The sequence below is a fragment of the Rhizorhabdus argentea genome (assembly GCF_037861105.1).
Lineage (GTDB): Bacteria > Pseudomonadota > Alphaproteobacteria > Sphingomonadales > Sphingomonadaceae > Rhizorhabdus > Rhizorhabdus argentea.
In genome coordinates this window covers 112,065-128,787 of sequence record NZ_JBANFK010000001.1, presented here as the reverse complement: position 1 = coordinate 128,787, position 16,723 = coordinate 112,065, and the positions used below count along the sequence as shown (strand labels likewise).

Annotated in this window: 13 protein-coding genes; 8 read left to right on the top strand and 5 right to left on the bottom strand. The window is 63.3% G+C overall.

The genetic code is table 11. The features are described from left to right. Positions 1-182: 182 nt before the first annotated feature. From AAC645_RS00635 to AAC645_RS00610, 6 genes are read left to right on the top strand one after another with little or no spacing between them, the layout of a single operon-like run. Positions 183-2,192: a polysaccharide biosynthesis protein gene (locus AAC645_RS00635; RefSeq protein WP_340313081.1), complete on the top strand. Its 2,010-nt coding sequence runs from the start codon at positions 183-185 to the stop codon at positions 2,190-2,192. A gap of 8 nt (positions 2,193-2,200) precedes the next feature. Continuing rightward, positions 2,201-3,433 carry a DegT/DnrJ/EryC1/StrS family aminotransferase gene (locus AAC645_RS00630; protein WP_340313079.1) on the top strand — a complete coding sequence of 411 codons (1,233 nt, stop codon included), beginning with the start codon at positions 2,201-2,203 and terminating at the stop codon, positions 3,431-3,433. 2 nt (positions 3,434-3,435) lie between these two features. Then, complete coding sequence (locus AAC645_RS00625) at positions 3,436-4,290, top strand: sulfotransferase family protein (RefSeq protein WP_340313319.1); 855 nt, start codon at positions 3,436-3,438, stop codon at positions 4,288-4,290. A gap of 37 nt (positions 4,291-4,327) precedes the next feature. Continuing rightward, positions 4,328-4,882 carry a polysaccharide biosynthesis/export family protein gene (locus AAC645_RS00620; protein ID WP_340313078.1) on the top strand — a complete coding sequence of 185 codons (555 nt, stop codon included), beginning with the start codon at positions 4,328-4,330 and terminating at the stop codon, positions 4,880-4,882. A 48-nt stretch (positions 4,883-4,930) separates the two neighbouring features. Continuing rightward, complete coding sequence (locus AAC645_RS00615; protein ID WP_340313077.1) at positions 4,931-6,145, top strand: outer membrane beta-barrel protein; 1,215 nt, start codon at positions 4,931-4,933, stop codon at positions 6,143-6,145. A 7-nt stretch (positions 6,146-6,152) separates the two neighbouring features. Beyond that, a complete protein-coding gene (locus tag AAC645_RS00610; protein WP_340313075.1) occupies positions 6,153-7,499 on the top strand; it encodes a pectate lyase family protein in 1,347 nt (448 codons plus the stop codon). A 17-nt stretch (positions 7,500-7,516) separates the two neighbouring features. Here AAC645_RS00610 and AAC645_RS00605 read toward each other — a convergent pair whose 3' ends face one another. The 4 genes from AAC645_RS00605 to AAC645_RS00590 all read right to left on the bottom strand — a co-directional run bounded on the left by AAC645_RS00605 (position 7,517) and on the right by AAC645_RS00590 (position 12,480). Continuing rightward, a complete protein-coding gene (locus tag AAC645_RS00605) occupies positions 7,517-8,668 on the bottom strand; it encodes a glycosyltransferase family 4 protein (protein WP_340313074.1) in 1,152 nt (383 codons plus the stop codon). Beyond that, complete coding sequence (locus tag AAC645_RS00600) at positions 8,655-9,968, bottom strand: O-antigen ligase family protein (RefSeq protein ID WP_340313072.1); 1,314 nt, start codon at positions 9,966-9,968, stop codon at positions 8,655-8,657. The genes AAC645_RS00605 and AAC645_RS00600 overlap by 14 nt, the downstream gene beginning before the upstream one ends. Continuing rightward, the gene (locus AAC645_RS00595) at positions 9,968-11,113 is read right to left on the bottom strand and encodes an acyltransferase family protein (RefSeq protein WP_340313070.1); all 1,146 of its coding nucleotides are present in this window, start codon (positions 11,111-11,113) and stop codon (positions 9,968-9,970) included. The genes AAC645_RS00600 and AAC645_RS00595 overlap by 1 nt, the downstream gene beginning before the upstream one ends. Positions 11,114-11,286: 173 nt before the next feature. Then, positions 11,287-12,480 (bottom strand): calcium-binding protein, encoded by a 1,194-nt coding sequence (locus AAC645_RS00590; protein ID WP_340313068.1) that lies wholly within the window; start codon positions 12,478-12,480, stop codon positions 11,287-11,289. A 414-nt stretch (positions 12,481-12,894) separates the two neighbouring features. Between AAC645_RS00590 and AAC645_RS00585 the strand changes: the two genes are divergently transcribed. Together AAC645_RS00585 and AAC645_RS00580 are read left to right on the top strand one after the other, a co-directional pair. Then, positions 12,895-13,890 (top strand): SDR family NAD(P)-dependent oxidoreductase, encoded by a 996-nt coding sequence (locus AAC645_RS00585; protein ID WP_340313066.1) that lies wholly within the window; start codon positions 12,895-12,897, stop codon positions 13,888-13,890. 28 nt (positions 13,891-13,918) lie between these two features. After that, positions 13,919-15,286: a UDP-glucose dehydrogenase family protein gene (locus AAC645_RS00580; protein ID WP_340313065.1), complete on the top strand. Its 1,368-nt coding sequence runs from the start codon at positions 13,919-13,921 to the stop codon at positions 15,284-15,286. On the opposite strand, the gene AAC645_RS00575 is transcribed toward AAC645_RS00580, so the two are convergent. Further along, positions 15,283-15,921, bottom strand: a complete 639-nt coding sequence (locus AAC645_RS00575) for a response regulator transcription factor (RefSeq protein WP_340313064.1) — start codon at positions 15,919-15,921, stop codon at positions 15,283-15,285. The genes AAC645_RS00580 and AAC645_RS00575 overlap by 4 nt on opposite strands. Positions 15,922-16,723: the final 802 nt, after the last annotated feature.

The window sequence follows — 16,723 nt, the reverse complement described above, 5'->3', positions numbered from 1 at the left end:
CAACGCAGTTAGCGCCCCTCCCAATGGAAGCGGCGCTACTACTCCGCGACTCCTCCCGATGCTCGCCTTCCCGCCCCGCGCTGCAGGACTATCGTTAGCGGACAGGCAGGGGTGCCTCGTTCGCGTCCTGATCGGACATAGCGAAAACAGTTCGTCGACCCATCAAACGGGGGAAGACTCCGATGACGACCATGGTTGTTCCCGCAGTACAGCGCAGGAAATGGCGCAAGCTGACCTTCATGCTGTACGACGCGAGTGCAATCTGCGCGGCGCTGGCGGTCGCGCTCATGCTGCGACTTAACGGCCATATCCCGCCGGCGATGCTGCACGGAATGGCGATCAACCTGCCAGTCTTTCTGGTGAGCGGACTGGTCGTCTTCCAGGTGTGCGGAGTTTATGACCGAATGTGGCGGCTCGGATCGCTGAACGATCTCGTCGCGCTGGGCGAGGCTGCCACGATCTCGATCATCATCCCGGTGTTCGTGCTGGTGATTACATCGAGGGCGGGCTGGCTGCCCTCTTCGGTACCGATCATCCAATGGCTCGTGCTGATGCCCATCCTGGCGGGCGGTAGGCTCTGGCGCAGGATCTTCAGCGAGCGGTTGCGCGATCTTGGTTTTCCGCTCCGGCAGCATGAGGACGTCCATGCGCCGAAAAACCCGGCACGCACTCTGATCGCGGGACTTCCCGAGCATGTCGAGATCGTTCTGCGGCAGTTGGAGTCGGCCCCCGGTCTCGAACATGTTGCGGTCGGAATACTTGACGCGGGCAATCAGGACATCGCGATGAAGCTGCGCCGCGTGCCCATTCTGGGCGGTATCGAGGCCATCGAGCATGTTGTCGGCAAGCTTGCCGCGCAAAACCAGCGGCCGACCTGCCTGATCATCGCGGAAGGCCCCAAGCCGCTCCAGGGATCGAGCAAGCTGAGGCTGGTGACCGCCGCAGAAACGCTCGGTCTGTCGGTGCTGCGGGCGCCACCGCCTACCGCCATCGGCAAGTCGCTCGACCTGGAGGTCGTCAACCTCGCGGATCTGCTGGATCGGCCGCAGGCGGCGCTGGACGAGGCCGTGGTGTCCCGCCTGCTGGTCGGCAGCCGCGTGCTGGTGACCGGCGCCGGCGGCACCATCGGCCAGGAACTGGTCCGGCAGATCGCCGCAATCGGCCCGGCCGAGCTGATCCTGATCGATGCCGGCGAGTTCAACCTCTATTCGATCGAGCTCGAACTTCGCGAGCATTTCCCGAACGTGCGCTGCGTAGCGACGCTGTGCTCGATCCGGCAGCGACAGCACGTCATGGCGGCATTTGCGCGGCACCGGCCCGAGTTCGTGTTCCATGCGGCCGCGCTCAAGCATGTGCCGCTCGTGGAAACCAACATCTGCTCGGGCATCCAGACCAACGTGCTCGGCACCCGCAACGTCGCCGATGCCGCCCACCGCTACGGCGCGCGGGCCATGGTGCAGGTCTCCACCGACAAGGCGGTTAACCCGGTCGGGGTAATGGGCGCCACCAAACGCCTGGGCGAGCTTTATTGCCAGGCCCTGGACCTCGAGGGCGCCGGCGACCCGTCGGCGCCGCGGTTCATGACCGTGCGGTTCGGCAATGTGCTCGGATCGAGCGGATCGCTGATCCCGCTGTTCCAGCGCCAGCTCAAGCGGCGGGTGCCGCTCACCGTCACCCATGCCGATATCACCCGCTATTTCATGACGGTCCACGAAGCGGTGCAGCTGATCCTGCACAGCACGGCCTGTGCGATGGAGCATGACGTCCAGCGCGGACGGATCGTCGTCCTCGACATGGGCGAACCGGTCAAGATCATCGACATCGCCCGCCGCATGATCCGCCTGTCGGGGCTGGAACCCGACCGCGACGTGCCGATCGACATCGTCGGTCTGCGGCCCGGCGAAAAGCTTTACGAGGAACTGTTCGACGAGCGCGAGAAGCGCCTGCCATCGAAGCTTCCCGGCGTGTTCGAGGCGGCGCCTACCCCCGTGGCGATGCACACGCTGCGGCACGGGATCAACGACCTCGCCGAAGCGGTCCGCAACCACAACGAGGAAAAGGCCAGAAAGCTGCTTTTCCGGCTGCTTGAGCCGGCCCGCCCCGCTGCGCCCAGCGTCGCGCAACAGGTGAGCATGAACGTCGCCGCGACACAATCATGGCCCGGCGAGCCGACCGACTCCCAGCAGGTGTAAGGATAGCAATGAGCACTTCTCCGATCATGCGCATGCCGCAAGACTTGCTTAACGCCACCGAAGAGGCGCCGAGGATCGTGTCGCGCTGGCCGGTCTACGCCGAAGACGAGATCGCTGCCGTGACCGACGTTCTTCGCACGGGGCGGGTAAATTCACTTCACCATGGCGAACGCTGCAGGCGGCTGGAGCAGCAATTCGCCGCGATGTGCGGCCTGCCCCATGGCGTTGCCATCGCGAACGGAACGCTGGCGCTGGAGGTCGCGCTTCGCGCCTTGGGGATCGGGCCCGGCGACGAAGTCATTGTACCCGCGCGCAGTTTCGTAGCCTCGGCGAGTTGTGTCGTGGCGTGCGGCGCCAAGCCGGTATTCGCGGACATCGATCCCACCACGCAGGGACTCAACGCCAATCTCGTTGCCGCGCGGCTGACCCCGCGCACGCGCGCCGTGATCGTCGTGCATCTGGGCGGATATCCTTGCGACGTCGCCGAGATCGCCGTGCTGGCCAATCATTATGGCATCAAGCTGATCGAGGATTGCGCGCAGGCGCATGGAGCAACCCTCCACGGCCAGCCGGTCGGCGGCTTTGGCGATGCTGCCGCATTCTCCTTCTGCACGGACAAGATCATGTCGACCGGCGGCGAAGGCGGCATGATGGTCTTCCGCGACGAGGCGGTGGCGCTGCGCGCCTGGTCGATCAAGGACCATGGCAAGGATCGGGACACCACCCATACGCCCAATGCCGCGCGGGGCTTCCGCTGGCTGCACAGTGGTTTCGGCAGCAATTATCGCCTCACCGAAATGCAGGCCGCGATCGGGCTGGTACAGCTCACGAAGCTGAACGAGTGGCTGGCGACGCGGCGGCGCAACGCGGCGATATTGCTCGATGAACTCGGGGGCTGCCGCGCGCTTCGCCTGGTCGAGCCGCACAGTGGAATCGGACACGCTTATTACAAATTCTATGCGTTCGTCCGGCCTGAAGAGTTGCGGCCCGGCTGGCACCGCAATCGCATCGTCGAGGAAGCCTGGACGAGCGGCATACCCTGCCAGACCGGCATCTGCCCCGAAATCTATCGCGAGCGCGCGTTCACCGCTGCCGGCATAGGCCCATCGCAGTCGCTGCCGGTTGCGCATGAGCTGGGCAAGACGAGCATCATGCTGCCGGTTGATCCGACGCTGAGCGAAGCGAGCTGCATCGCGATGGGACGCGTGCTGCGGTCTATCCTCGATGAGGCGAGTCGTTGAGCATGGCCGCGGACCGGCTCCCCTCCTTCCTCCTCATCGGGGCGGTCAAGGCCGCGACGACGTGGATCTCACATCAGCTGCGGCATCATCCGCGCCTGTGGCTGCCCAAGGCCGAGCCGCACTTCTTCAGCGCCGAATATGACCGGGGCCTCGACTGGTATCGGTCGCTCTTCGCCGAGGCGCCTGCCAACCGGATAGTGGGCGAAAAATCCGCGGACTATCTCGCCCACCCCGATGCCGCGGCACGGATCGCAGCGACCCTTCCCGGCGTGCCGATGATCATCCAGCTGCGCGATCCGGTAGACCGGGCCTATTCGGACTATTGCATGTGGTACCGTCGTGGACTGGTCGGCGAGGACCCGCGCCACTACCTCGACAGCAGGCGCACGATCCAGGCCCGCTTCCTCGACGGGGGGCTTTATGCCCGCCATATCCACAGGTTGTTGGCACACATCCCGATGGAGCGGGTCAAGATCTTCCTCTACGATGACGTAGTCGCCACGCCCGACGCGGTGATCGCGCAGACGTGCGCGCATATCGGCGTCGAGCCTCATATCTCGCCGCTCGCCATGGAGGATCGCCGCAACGACAGCCGGGCACCGATGCTGCCCCTGTCGATCCGGCGCCTGTTGCGTCCGGCCCGGCCGCTGCTGGATCCGCTACGGTCCAACCCCATACTGTCGCGCATCCGAGCGGCGGTCGCCCGTCCGGTGCGCTATCCGACGCTGACCAGCGAGCTACGATCGATGCTCGAGGAATATTATCGCGAGGATGTTCGCGAACTCGGCCGGCTCTTGGGCCGGAACCTCGCAAACTGGTCCTGTGCTTCACCGGCAAGCGAGCCGGTCAACGGATGATGTGGCATCCAACATGTCCTCGGGAGGGAGTTAGACGATGACTCAGCGCACGAAATTGATCGCCAGCCTGGCGATGTCGCTCATCATGGCGAGCTGTTCGAGTTCCGACGGGGGGCTTCCGCGGCTGGAGCTGGCAGCACCGGGTGCCTACCGGCTAGGCCCGGGCGACGAGCTTCGCGTCAGCGTCTTCGGCCTCGATGCGATGACGAACAGCTATGCGGTCGACGATACCGGTGCCGTCGCGTTGCCGATCATCGGCGCCGTCCCGGTCGCCGGCAAGACCCTGCGCGAGGCCGAATCGCTGATCGCCGACAGGGTCCTCGCGCGCAACCTCGTGATCGATCCGAGGGTCACTGCCCAGGTCCAGACCTATCGGCCCTTCTTCATCTCCGGGGAGGTACAGAAGCCGGGCCAATATCCTTATGTCCCAGGCATGTCGCTGATGACGGCAGTATCGATTGCGGGCGGCTATACGTTCCGCGCGGACACGAAGCAGGCGACGATCACGCGCACCGCCCGGCGGGGGGTCGCTACCCAGGATACGCCGATATTGCCGGGGGACGCGATTATCGTCAGGGAAGGCTGGTTCTGATTAGTGGAACAGGCAACCATGTCTTGCCGGCGGCGCTCCCCGCGCGCGATGCGGTACCTCTTGCTCGCGAGCGTGCTCGGTCTTGGCGTACCCTCCGTCGCCGACAGCGCCGACCGCGATCCCGGCGTCGCCAATCTGCCGCGCTCCGGCTATGAACCGCGGACGATCATCATCGGCTCCGTCGTCATCCGGCCGACCATCGATCTGTACGCCACCTATGACGACAATATCTTCGCGACGCGGACGGCCAAGGTCGACGACACGATTGCCTCGATCAGCCCGCGAGTTGAGGTCCAGCGGCCGGGATCAGCTTTTGATTTCACCGCAAATGCCCATGGCGATATCATCCGCTACAAGGACAACAGCCGGGAGAATGTGAACCTGTTCGGCGGTGGCATCGACGCAAGCACGAGCCTGACCCGGCGACAAGCTCTGTCAGCCAGCCTAAGCTTCGACCGCGGCTTCGAACGGCGCAGCGATCCCGAGGCGACAACGGACCGCTCCCGGCCACCGGCATTGACGAACATTGCATCCGGAGAGCTCCGCTACCGCTTGCAAGGCAGCAGATTTGGCGCGGTCGTCGATCTGCAGGCCACAAAGATCGACTATCTGCCATTGCGCGATGCCGATCGCGATCTGCTGACCTACCGCGTCGCCGTCCGAGGCCTGGTCAAGGTGACCCACCGCATTTCCGTATTTGCCGAGCCCTATGTGAACCGCCGCGATGCGCGACTTCGCGTCGACCGCAGCGGCATCAACCGCGATGCCACCACCACCGGTCTATTAGCCGGCGTCTCCTTCGACCTTGCCGACAAGTTGCAGGGTGACGCCGGCATCGGCGTCTTCAAGTCCAATCCGAGATCGCCGGTGCTGCGCTCGTTTCGCGGGGTCGCCGCCAACGCGCGCCTCGTCTGGCGCCCGCAGCGGCGAACGTCGGTGTCCATCGATGGCTTCCGCGGCGATGTCGCCACCATTCGGGCCGGCGCGATCGGCCGGGTGGATACGCGCTTCACTCTGACCGTCGAACAGGAGGTGCGCCACAATCTGCTGCTGCACGCGTCGGCCGGCCTGCGCGACGTCCACTATCGCGGATCGATTGGCCGGGACCAGCGTTACAAAAACGGCGAACTGGAGCTGCGCTATCTGCTGGACCGCCACTTCGCCTTGTCGCTGGGCGCGAGTCATTCGCGGCGATCGGCAGATGATCCCGAGGAGCGGTTTGCTCGCTGGCGCACCACGCTGGGCCTGCACATGGTCTATTGAGAGGCACTTGTTGAAACCCTTCATATCCGTTGCCGTCTCGATGATGGGCTGCGTGCTGGCTGCGTGCGGTCCGGCGACGCCCGCGTCCCCGCCCTTCGCCGTGGTCAAGACACCCCTGAAAGACTCCTTTCCCGGCGCCGAAGGCTATGGCCGGACCAGCGTCGGCGGGCGAGGAGGCCGCGTCGTCGCGGTCACGACGCTGGACGATTCCGGACCGGGTTCGCTACGCGCCTGCATCGACATGACAGGTCCAAGGATCTGCGTTTTCAGGGTCTCGGGCGTAATCCGCTACACCACCGAGCGCCCCATCATCCACAACCCTTACATCACGATCGCCGGTCAGACGGCGCCAGGCGGCGGCATCCTCCTTACACACGCGGGCGGCCCCGATGGCTATACGCCGCTGGTGATCAAGAACACGCACGACGTCATCGTGCAGCATATCCGGGTGCGGCCCGATCTGCGCGGCGAGGAGCGCGAAGCGAACAGCGCGATCATCATCGAGGGAAGCCGCCGTGTGATGATCGATCATGTCAGCACGTCCTGGTCGCTCGATGAGAATATCGGCGGCTACGCCGCGAATGACGAGGTGACGATCTCCAACTCGATCTTCGCCGAAGGCATTCCCCGGCATGACAAATGCGCGTTGCTGGCCAGCGATCCGGTCGGTCCCCAGAAGGTCAGTTTCATCCGCAACCTCTGCGCGCACAATGGCGACCGCAATCCCGACATCAACTTCCCGCCCGGGTCTTGCGTGGAGGTCGTCAACAACGTCCTGTACGATGGCATGTTCGAGTTTGCGGAGATATGGGAAAGCTACGGTGGCACCCCGGTCAGCGTGGTCGGAAATTATTTCCGCGCCGGCCCGAGCACAGTGGCCGGCCAGGCGCATGGCCTTGTCTCTCAGTCAGTCGGCTCGAAAGGTCCTGCGCAGCTCTATGAGGACGGCAATCTCTTCGACGGGCTTGCCAAGGAGAATGAGCGGGTCGCCTCGATCCGCGTCTCAACCCCACCCTGCCCGCTGACGGTTAAGCCGAGCAGCGCGCAGGAGGCCTATGCCGCAGTTCTGGCCGGATCCGGCGCGATGCCCCGCGACAGCCTGGACCGCCGCATCATCGCCGATGTCGCCGCGCGCACCGGCCATATCGTCAAAGCCGCTGGCCAGCTGCCCGTGCTGGACCCAGGCACACCCTATCCCGATGCAGATGGAGACGGTATGGCCGATGACTGGGAAAGTGCCAACGGTCTAGATCCGCGCCGATTCGATGCCTGGGGCGACAGGGACGGCGATGGCTGGACTAACCTCGATGAATTCCTCGATATCCGCAGCAAAGCGTTGATCGCGCGGCGCTGAGGCGCCGGTTCAGCCCTTCAAGCCACCCCGAGCTCCGCCAGCATCCGGTCCCATTCGCCGATGATGACCCTCGGCCTGAAGCGTTTAGCGGTCGTCGCTGCAGCCTTGCCAAGACGGACGCGCAATTCTTCGTCGCTCAACAGGCGATCCAGCGCTGCCGCCAGGCCGGGGACGTTGTTTGGACGAACCAGCAGCCCGTCATGTTCGTCATCGATCATATCTGACGGTCCATAGTCGCAATCGAAGGACACCACCGGCAGGCCCGCCGCCATCGCTTCACCCAAGGCGTTGCCGAAACCTTCATATCGCGACGACATCACGAAGGCGTCCGATTGCCCCACCCAGTCTCCGGGCGATCGGCTGTTGCCGCGCAACTGGACCCGCTCCGAGAGACGATAGCTCTCGATCTGGCGCTTGAGCGCGTCTCGGGCCTCGCCCTCTCCCCAGATCGCCAGCGTCCATTGCGGATGCCGATCGGCAATGGTCGCAAAGGCGTCGATCAGCATATCGAACCCCTTCTGCCACGTCAGCCGGCCGGTCGCCGAGAGAGTAAACGACGCCCGCGCAGCGCCGATCGTCGGATCGATATCGATCGGATTGGGGATCACGCAGGCTCGCGCCCGGGCCTTCGCGCCGAGGCATTCGCAGCTCTTGCGTGTCTGCATGATGATCGCATCGGCGCGCCAATGGAGCCGCGCAAGCAGCGTTGTCCATAAACAGCTGGCGTGCTGAAGACGGGGATTGTTGCGCTCCGATACTATCACGCGGCGATCGGTGCCGAGGCATGCCAGCAAGGTCAGCACGTTGATCTTCGTCAGGAAGGATATGATGATGTCCGGCTCCAGTGCACCGAGCGCCTGCTTCAGCGCTCGATAACGCTTGGCAACCGTCCACAGCCCTTTCAACGGGTTCGGGCCACCTGCGGAGATACCGAGCCGCACGACCCGCACGGCGGGATGCAAACGGTGGAATATCGGAGCATCGGGAGAATCGAAGGCGACGATAGTCACGACTCGACCTCTCGCCGCCCATTCGCCGCTGAGTAGGCTGATTACCCGTTCGGCGCCGCCCGCACCGAGACCCGCCACCACCAGAACGATATGCGGAGGCTTGCTGGTGATCGCGGCGGGCTCGACCGCATCAACGTCCGAACGGCTAGTTTCCAACATGGCTTCGTTCAAGCCGTGCAACCGGCTGGGCGGATGCACGGCGCCGTCGTGCCCGCGCAGGGGAGGCCGCCAGTTCGAGGGAAACGGCGACGGCAAGCAGGACGGGAACCGCCCAGAGCCGGGCGTACATGTGCGGGCTGGCCATCGATGCGATGATGAAATTGCACGTCACCGACAGCGCCAGCGCCGTCGCGAGCCTGTCGCGCCGATAAGCGTTGACTGCCGCGGCGAGCAGCACTGCCAGCAGCACCATCCATCCGACCAGGGAGATCAGTCCGCCCTCGACCCAGAGCAGCAGGTACATGTTATGCACGGGGGCGCCTAACGCGCTGATGACGCGATATTGATCCGCGCCGACGCCTACCAGCATATGATGCTCGACGAGGCCCCAGGCTTCCCGCATCAGCTGCATCCTGCCTTCATAGGTGCCGGCTTCGGATATGTCGCCCCTGTTAATGGCGTTGCCCACGCGGGCGACGAAGGTTGCAGGCAGGCTGAGGCCGAGGTCGACCAACACCCCGATTGCCAACAGGCCGCCGGCCCCGGCCACGGCGATCGATCGCGGGCTTGGCCAGATGTTGCCGACCGCCATGAAGATCGCGAGAGCCGCCACGCAGCTGACGAAGGCGGTGAACGAGGCGCTGAGCATCACGCCCAGGAGGAGCACCGCGAGCCATAATGCGGTCGCGAGATTTCCGACATGGCCCTTGGCGCGCAGGAAGATAACGAACGGAACCGTCATCGCGAGCACCGCGCCGTTCCAGTTGGCGTCGCCGGTAAATGCGCCGAGCCGGCGGCCGCCGGACAGGAAATCCTGCCCGAACAGGTTCTGCGCGTCCTCGAAGGTTCCGGTATAAGTGAAATAGACCAGCGCGCCGAACAGGTTAACGGCAAAGACGCCCCATATCAGCGACTTGATCATCGCGACATTCTGCTCGGACGATCGCCGCAGAAGGATCATGGGGAGAACCACCCAGGCGAAGAGATACTGGCACGAGACGATCAGCCATCGCGATGGCGCCGGCCCGTTGATCGAACCGATGAGCAGGCCGGAAACCAGCATCACGAACCCGGCCTGCCAGATGGTGGTCAGGAACCTGAACGGCTCGAGGGGGATGCCGTCGCGGTAGGCCAGCCGCACGAACCCCAGCAGAAACAGCGCGTCGCTGAGAGTGAACATGATCTCATGGGAGGGACGCCATGTCAGATAACTGGACAGGAAGATTGCAGCGATCACGGAATGCGGCATCGGATCGTCGCCGACCGTGGTTCGCCAGACGATGGGCGCGTTCGAGGGCATCAGCGCGCCACCGCCGCGGCGGATGTCGCCGGCTTTTCCCGATAGACCGCTTGGTGGAACACCCGCTGATAGGGCCAGCGCTCGAACAGCGCATGGGCGAAATGGGTCAGCAGGAAGGACGCTGCGAACACTGCGGTCGCGAAGAGCGCCATGGACAGCGCGATATTGTCGGTGAACAGGCCAGAGCGCACGAATATCGCGCGAAGCGCGAAATAGGCGAAGGGGTGGACCAGGTAGAGGCTGTAGCTAACCGTTCCGATATAGCGGAAAACCGCCCTGTCCAGCGCCCCGGCGGTGAGGCTGCCCTGCCGCAGGGCAAGGTAGAAATAGCAACCGAGCGAAACGACGATCGGCAGCACCACCGGATCCTGGAACTGCGACCATGCCGTATAGTCAAAATGGGCGCGGCTGGCGAACCAGATGACCAGCGCGAGGCTTGCCGCCTCGGCGACCCGAGAGGTCGCCGTCGCTTTTTGCTCGGCCCTGAAGGTAAGGCGCAGTACCAGCCCGATGATGAAATAACAGGTGATCGGAAAGGCGATGAGGAAAGCCAGTGCGGTGCCGATGGCGAGAGCACCCGCTACCGCACTGCGGCGCTTGACCGCACATGTCACCACAAGCGCCGTCAGCGCATAGAAGCATATTTCGAAACTGAGGCTCCATGCATTGGGCGTCAGCTGCTCGGTGCCGGTGAAGAGGTTCACGAACAGGAAGCCGGCGATGACAGTGGGCAGATCATTCAGCTTTGGATAGGCGTCCGTCACGGCGTTGAGCGCCACGAAAACGAGCGAGAGCATGAAGAACAGCGGGTAGATGCGCACGAACCGGCGTAGCGCGAATTCCCCGAGATTGTATTTCATGACGCTTGGCAGGATCACGAACCCGCTGATCACGAAGAATATCTCGACGCCGAACGTGCCAAGATACCAGGGATGCTCGACCAGCGATACATAGTCCGCGTCGGCGGCGTAGATGTGGCGGGCGGTGCCGCCGGCAATGTGAGCCGCGAGGACAAGTACCGAGGCTACGCCGCGCAGCCCGTGGGCGGCGACATTGAACTCGGCCGAGCCGGTCCGCGCCTCCAGCTTCGCCAGGCTGTCGGCGACGGTGCTCGTCGATATGCTATGCTCGGCATTTGTTGCCACGATGGCGATGCTCCCCCAACACGTCCGCCCAGGACGGTTGAGGGGTCACCATATCGCGCAGTTTTTCGGCAAAACATCACTCTTCCGAGATCATTCGCGCCTCGGAGGGGGCATCGCTGCCGCTCGAAAGGCGTGCTTGGCGTCACCTTGCCGAAAAACTACGCGATGGTGGCTTAGGCGAAGATGAAATCCGCAGCTGAGAAGCTCGAAGCATTCAGGGTTGCGGTGGGATCCTCGACGACAATGCTCATCTTGATGCCGGTCGATGTAACGACGTCGAGCCCTACAGCCCCACTCGCCAGGTCATGGGCATAGACCGTGCCTGCACCACCACCCGCCCGATAGCTCCCGACGCCGAGCTTCTCGAGGACGATATGATCCAGGCCGTTCTGGAAGTCCTCGATATGGTCGCCGCCATCGAGAGCACCCGCCCCCTTGAAGACGAACCAGTCGGCGTCGGCTCCGCCCCAGAGCCGGTCGCTGCCGAGTTCGCCGAACAATTTGTCGAAGCCGCCATCGCCATGGATCTGGTCGTCACCCGCCCCCCCGAGCAACAGGTCGTCCCCGGCGCCGCCATAGATGATGTCGTTACCTGCCTCGCCATTTGCCGAGTCATTGCCGTCGCCGGCGTCGAGCCGGTCATCGCCGGCGCCGGCCTGAAGATTGTCGTTGCCGGCGTCGCCGGACAGGGTGTCCATGCCATATTCGGACGAGAGGGTGTCGTTGCCTTCTCCTCCGGTCATCAGGTTGTTGCCGTCGCCGCCATCCACCCGGTCGGCGCCGAGGCCACCATGGACATGGTCATCGCCAGCCTGCCCCTTCAGGCTATCGTTGCCTGCTTCACCGAAGATCGTGTCGTTGCCGGCGCCCCCGCCGACCGCCTGGGTCGTGAGCTTCCCGGTTGCCGGATTGATCTCGTTGAAAAAGCCGTCGTCTCCGTCCCCCGCATAGATGAGGTCATTGCCATAGCCGCCGTCGAGATAATCGCGATCCCCGCCGCCGCTGAGCGTATCGTCGCCGGCATCCCCCAGGATTTGATCGTAACCGTTGCCGCCTTCCAGCAGATCGGCATCGTCACCCCCCGAAAGCACGTCGTTCCCCAGGCCACCGACAAGGTGGTCCCGTCCCAGCGCTCCGTCGAGGGAATCGTTGCCGTCTCCTCCATCGACCAGATCGGCGCCGACGCTACCCTTGATGAAATCATTGCCTGCCTCGCCGTAGAGGCTGTCATTGCCGTCGCCGCCATTGATGGAATCGTTGCCTGCTCCGGCGCGAACCACATCATTGCCCGCCATACCGTTGATGGTGTCGATCCCGATGGTTCCGATAATCGAATCGTTGCTCGCAGTACCGTTGTACAGTGCCATGCCCTGCCCCTTCCCGTGGATAGTGCCGTCCTGCAGCGGACGACAGCCATGTCTGGGGAGGATTGGCCTAACCCAAGCTAGGACTTTGAGCCGGCGCGACAGCTTTGCTGCGGCCGAACGCTGTGGAAACTACCATAAGTTAAAAATATAGATCAGTCTTGTTTGCTGCTGTGCGCCGTTAGAAGGCTGACACACGACCTCGTGCGAGCCGCGCAAGATGCTTCTCTCGGGCAGGTAACGCAGAAGCACTACTCCTCCACGGCTGCGCACCTGCGCCAATGGGCAGGCTGGAATCGGCCGTTTCTGCGCTACAGCATCAACCAGCCGATGCGCCTTGTGGTGCTGGAAGACATCGGGCTTCCCAAACATCGCGAGCTGCGCACCGATCGAGCATTCGCACAAGATGGGGTGTCAATGGCGGTTTTAGTGACAGGCGCGGCGGGGTTCATCGGCATGCACTGCGCGCTTCGCCTGCTCGAACGGGGCGAACGGGTCATCGCTATCGATAATCTCAACGATTATTACAGCGTCGGCCTGAAGCATGACCGGCTTCGAACAATCGAGGCGACGAGCGGAGAGTTCCGCTTTTCGGCTTGCGACTTTGCCGACCACACGGCCCTCGACGCAGCGCTGGCCGGCGAGGACTTCGACCGTATCGTCCACCTCGGCGCGCAGGCGGGCGTCCGCTTCTCCCTCGAAAATCCACGCGCTTATGCGCAGAGCAACCTGATCGGCCACCTTAACATCCTCGAACTGGCGCGCAGCCGGAAAACCCGCCAGCTCGTCTATGCCTCGTCGTCCTCGGTCTATGGCGGCAACGCCACCCTTCCGTTCCGCGTTGAACATCAGGTCAACCATCCGCTCTCCCTCTATGCGGCGACCAAGCGCGCCGACGAACTGATGAGCGAGACCTATGCGCACCTCTACCGGTTGCCACAAACGGGGCTGCGCTTCTTCACTGTCTATGGACCGTGGGGCCGTCCCGACATGGCGCCCTGGCTGTTCACCGACGCCATTCTGCGCGGGAGACCCATTTCGGTTTTCAACAACGGCGATATGGGCCGCGACTTCACCTTTATCGACGATATCGTCAGCGGCGTGATCGCCGCGCTCGATAGCGCGCCGGCGGACGACGGGCTCGAGAAGGCCGGGGGTAGCCGTACGCCTCATGCGATCTACAATATCGGCAACAGCCGGCCCGAACGCTTGGACCACTTCATCGACGTGCTGGAGCAATGTTGCGAACGCCCCGCCATCCGCGAGATGCGGCCGATGCAGGCGGGCGACATGAAGAATACTTTTTCCGACATCAGCGCCATCGAACGCGATCTCGGGTTCAGGCCTGCCACTACGCTCGCCCAAGGCGCGCCGAAGTTCGTGTCGTGGTTCCGCGAATATCACCAAATCTGAACCACATGACCAGCCAAGGGATTACCTTATGCGCATCGCGATGATCGGAACTGGTTATGTTGGCCTCGTTTCAGGCGCCTGCCTGGCGGACTTTGGCCATATAGTCGTTTGCGTCGACAAGGCTGTCGACAAGATCGAAGCCCTGAAGAACGGCGTCATGCCGATCTACGAACCAGGCCTCGCCACGCTCGTCGCCAGCAATGTCGAGGCCGGCAGGCTTTCCTTCGCCACCGAGATCGCGCCGGCCGTCGCCCAGGCGGATGCGGTGTTCATCGCGGTCGGAACGCCGTCGAGGCGCGGCGATGGCCATGCCGACCTGAGCTATGTTTTCGCCGCCGCCACCGAAATAGCACGCGCGCTGGTCGGCCGGACCGTGATCGTCACCAAGTCCACTGTGCCGGTCGGGACCGGTGACGACGTCGAACGCATAATCCGGCAGGAAGCGCCATCGGCAGCAGCATGGGTCGTATCCAATCCCGAGTTCCTGCGGGAAGGCGCCGCCATAGAGGACTTCAAGCGCCCGGACAGGATTGTTGTGGGCACGGACGACCCGGAGGCCCGCCAGGTCATGCAGGAGATCTATCGGCCACTGCACATCAACCAGTCGCCACTGATGTTCACCGGCCGGAGAACCGCCGAGTTGATCAAATATGCGGCGAATGCCTTCCTCGCCACCAAGATCACCTTCATCAACGAGATGGCCGACCTCAGCGAGGCGGTTGGCGCGGACGTCCAGGACGTTGCGCGCGGTATCGGCCTGGACAACCGCATCGGCACCAAATTTCTGCACGCCGGCCCCGGCTATGGCGGATCCTGCTTTCCGAAGGATACGCTGGCGCTGCTGAAGACGTCGGAGGACTTCGGCTCGCCGCTTCGGATCGTGGAATCGGTGGTGAAGGTGAACGACGTCCGCAAGCGGGCGATGGGGCGCAAGGTGATCCGCGCGATGGGCGGCGATGTGCGCGGCAAGCTGGTCGGGATCCTCGGGCTTACCTTCAAGCCCAATACCGACGACATGCGCGATGCTCCGTCGATCGCGCTGATCCAGGCGCTTCAGGACGCCGGGGCTATAGTGCGAGCCTATGATCCGGAGGGCGCCGAACAGGCGCGGCCGCTCATGAAAGACGTGTCGTTCCTGTCCGATCCCTATGCCGTCGCCGAGGGTGCGGACGCTGTAGTGATCGTCACCGAATGGGACGAGTTCCGCGCGCTCGACCTACGGCGCATCGCGTCCTTGATGAACGACCCGGTTCTCGTCGATCTGCGCAATATCTATCCGGATCATGAAGCGCGCCGCGCCGGCCTGAGCTATACCGGCGTCGGGCGAGCTTCGGCGGAGGCATTCGATCGCAAGCCAACGGTGCCCAGGCTGCGCGTGGCTGCCCGTGACGCCTAGCCGCTCGGTGAAATGCTGTGACGGCCGTCAACCCCGCTCGTCGCGACATTCTTGGCCGCCCAGATCGCAGCCTGCGTGCGGTTGAGGATGTTCAGCTTGCGCAGGATCGTCCGCACCTGAACACGCACCGTGGCGAGGCCGATGCTGAGGCGGTCTGCGATCACCCTGTTGGAAGCTCCGTCGGCCAGGCATCGCAAGATATCGAGCTGCTGGGGTGAAAGCCCGGCGTGGCTGGCCACCAGCGATTGTCCGCCGCGTGTTCCCAGCATAGCTGCTAGTGAACCCACCAGCGGCGAAGGTATGAATTTCTCGCCGCCGGCGAGCAGCGGGATCATCAAGACCAGCGCGCCCGGCTTGACGCTCCACAGAATCACTGCGTCGGCGCCGGCGGCGAAGGCGTTCTGCAACCCGGTCGGCTCGCAATGGTCGCTCAACAGAGCTATCCTCGCGCCGGGCTCACGCATGCGAAGGTCCGCAACAAAGGCGAGGCCGAACTCATCGGCCAGACTGTCGATCAGGATGACATGTTCGGCCTTGCCGCTCCGCGCAGCATCTTGTGCTCCTTGGGTCAGCGCATCCGTCTCTACCGAGAAGCCGTTGGCGCTGAGCATCTGAGCCAGACTGGCCCTCCGCATTTCGGAATTACTCAGTACGGATACGGCAATCTGCACGGCAAGCGGGTCCGGTGAGGTCGATGAACCTTCCCGTATGGCAGACACCCCCGAGCCTAGTCGCATCCCTGCTGCGGCTGTGTATCGACCCAAAGCAATACCCCAATTAGACAGCTATGCTTACAACTTACCTTTGCGGCTATTAGCATGGCCGACTGGATCGACAAATACGTTTTTACCACTAATATATGTTAAGTTAACTTTTTAGTTCATCATTTCACCATCTGTAATCAATAACATTAGTTCGCCCGAGTTCTCAGCGCATATTTCCCTCTACCTTTGCCAAATCGCATACAATAATTCTTGCCACAACCAACCGATTTGGATGAACTTCCTCTTTGTTGAGAGTCCGTGTCAGAACCGGGTTTTCCTCCTCCGACTAGCGATTGACCAGCATTACGGACATGTAACTACCACAAGGGCGGAGGCCGAAAAGTAACGGATGCGACTGATCTTTCGCAGTTTACCCGATCTGACGCATCAGCCTTCGCGGATAGCATAGGGCCGAGCCCATCGGCGCGGGGACAGCTATGCCCCGGGCTGGCGCTGCTCCAAGGATGTGTGACAGGCCGCACGGGTCAAAGGGGGGGCGTGCGGCCTGTCAGCACGATGCGGCCGGAGCTTTTCGGCCGCATGGCAGGGCAATGCCGTAATCTGGATACATCATTCGCTGCAACGGCGGGCATCCGCATCGGGAGTAATACTTGTGTCACAACGCAAGGGCTGCCGAACGGAAGCCTGTATTCCCGCCTATTGTGTCGCCCGC

Excerpts from the sequence above, each read along its gene's own strand:
- AAC645_RS00580 (WP_340313065.1), top strand. The coding sequence starts at position 13,919 with ATGCGCATCGCGATGATCGGAACTGGTTATGTTGGCCTCGTTTCAGGC.
- AAC645_RS00590 (WP_340313068.1), bottom strand. The coding sequence starts at position 12,480 with ATGGCACTGTACAACGGTACTGCGAGCAACGATTCGATTATCGGAACC.
- AAC645_RS00605 (WP_340313074.1), bottom strand. The coding sequence starts at position 8,668 with ATGTTGGAAACTAGCCGTTCGGACGTTGATGCGGTCGAGCCCGCCGCG.
- AAC645_RS00575 (WP_340313064.1), bottom strand. The coding sequence starts at position 15,921 with ATGCGGAGGGCCAGTCTGGCTCAGATGCTCAGCGCCAACGGCTTCTCG.
- AAC645_RS00625 (WP_340313319.1), top strand. The coding sequence starts at position 3,436 with ATGGCCGCGGACCGGCTCCCCTCCTTCCTCCTCATCGGGGCGGTCAAG.
- AAC645_RS00585 (WP_340313066.1), top strand. The coding sequence starts at position 12,895 with ATGGCGGTTTTAGTGACAGGCGCGGCGGGGTTCATCGGCATGCACTGC.
- AAC645_RS00615 (WP_340313077.1), top strand. The coding sequence starts at position 4,931 with ATGCGGTACCTCTTGCTCGCGAGCGTGCTCGGTCTTGGCGTACCCTCC.
- AAC645_RS00620 (WP_340313078.1), top strand. The coding sequence starts at position 4,328 with ATGACTCAGCGCACGAAATTGATCGCCAGCCTGGCGATGTCGCTCATC.
- AAC645_RS00630 (WP_340313079.1), top strand. The coding sequence starts at position 2,201 with ATGAGCACTTCTCCGATCATGCGCATGCCGCAAGACTTGCTTAACGCC.
- AAC645_RS00600 (WP_340313072.1), bottom strand. The coding sequence starts at position 9,968 with ATGCCCTCGAACGCGCCCATCGTCTGGCGAACCACGGTCGGCGACGAT.
- AAC645_RS00635 (WP_340313081.1), top strand. The coding sequence starts at position 183 with ATGACGACCATGGTTGTTCCCGCAGTACAGCGCAGGAAATGGCGCAAG.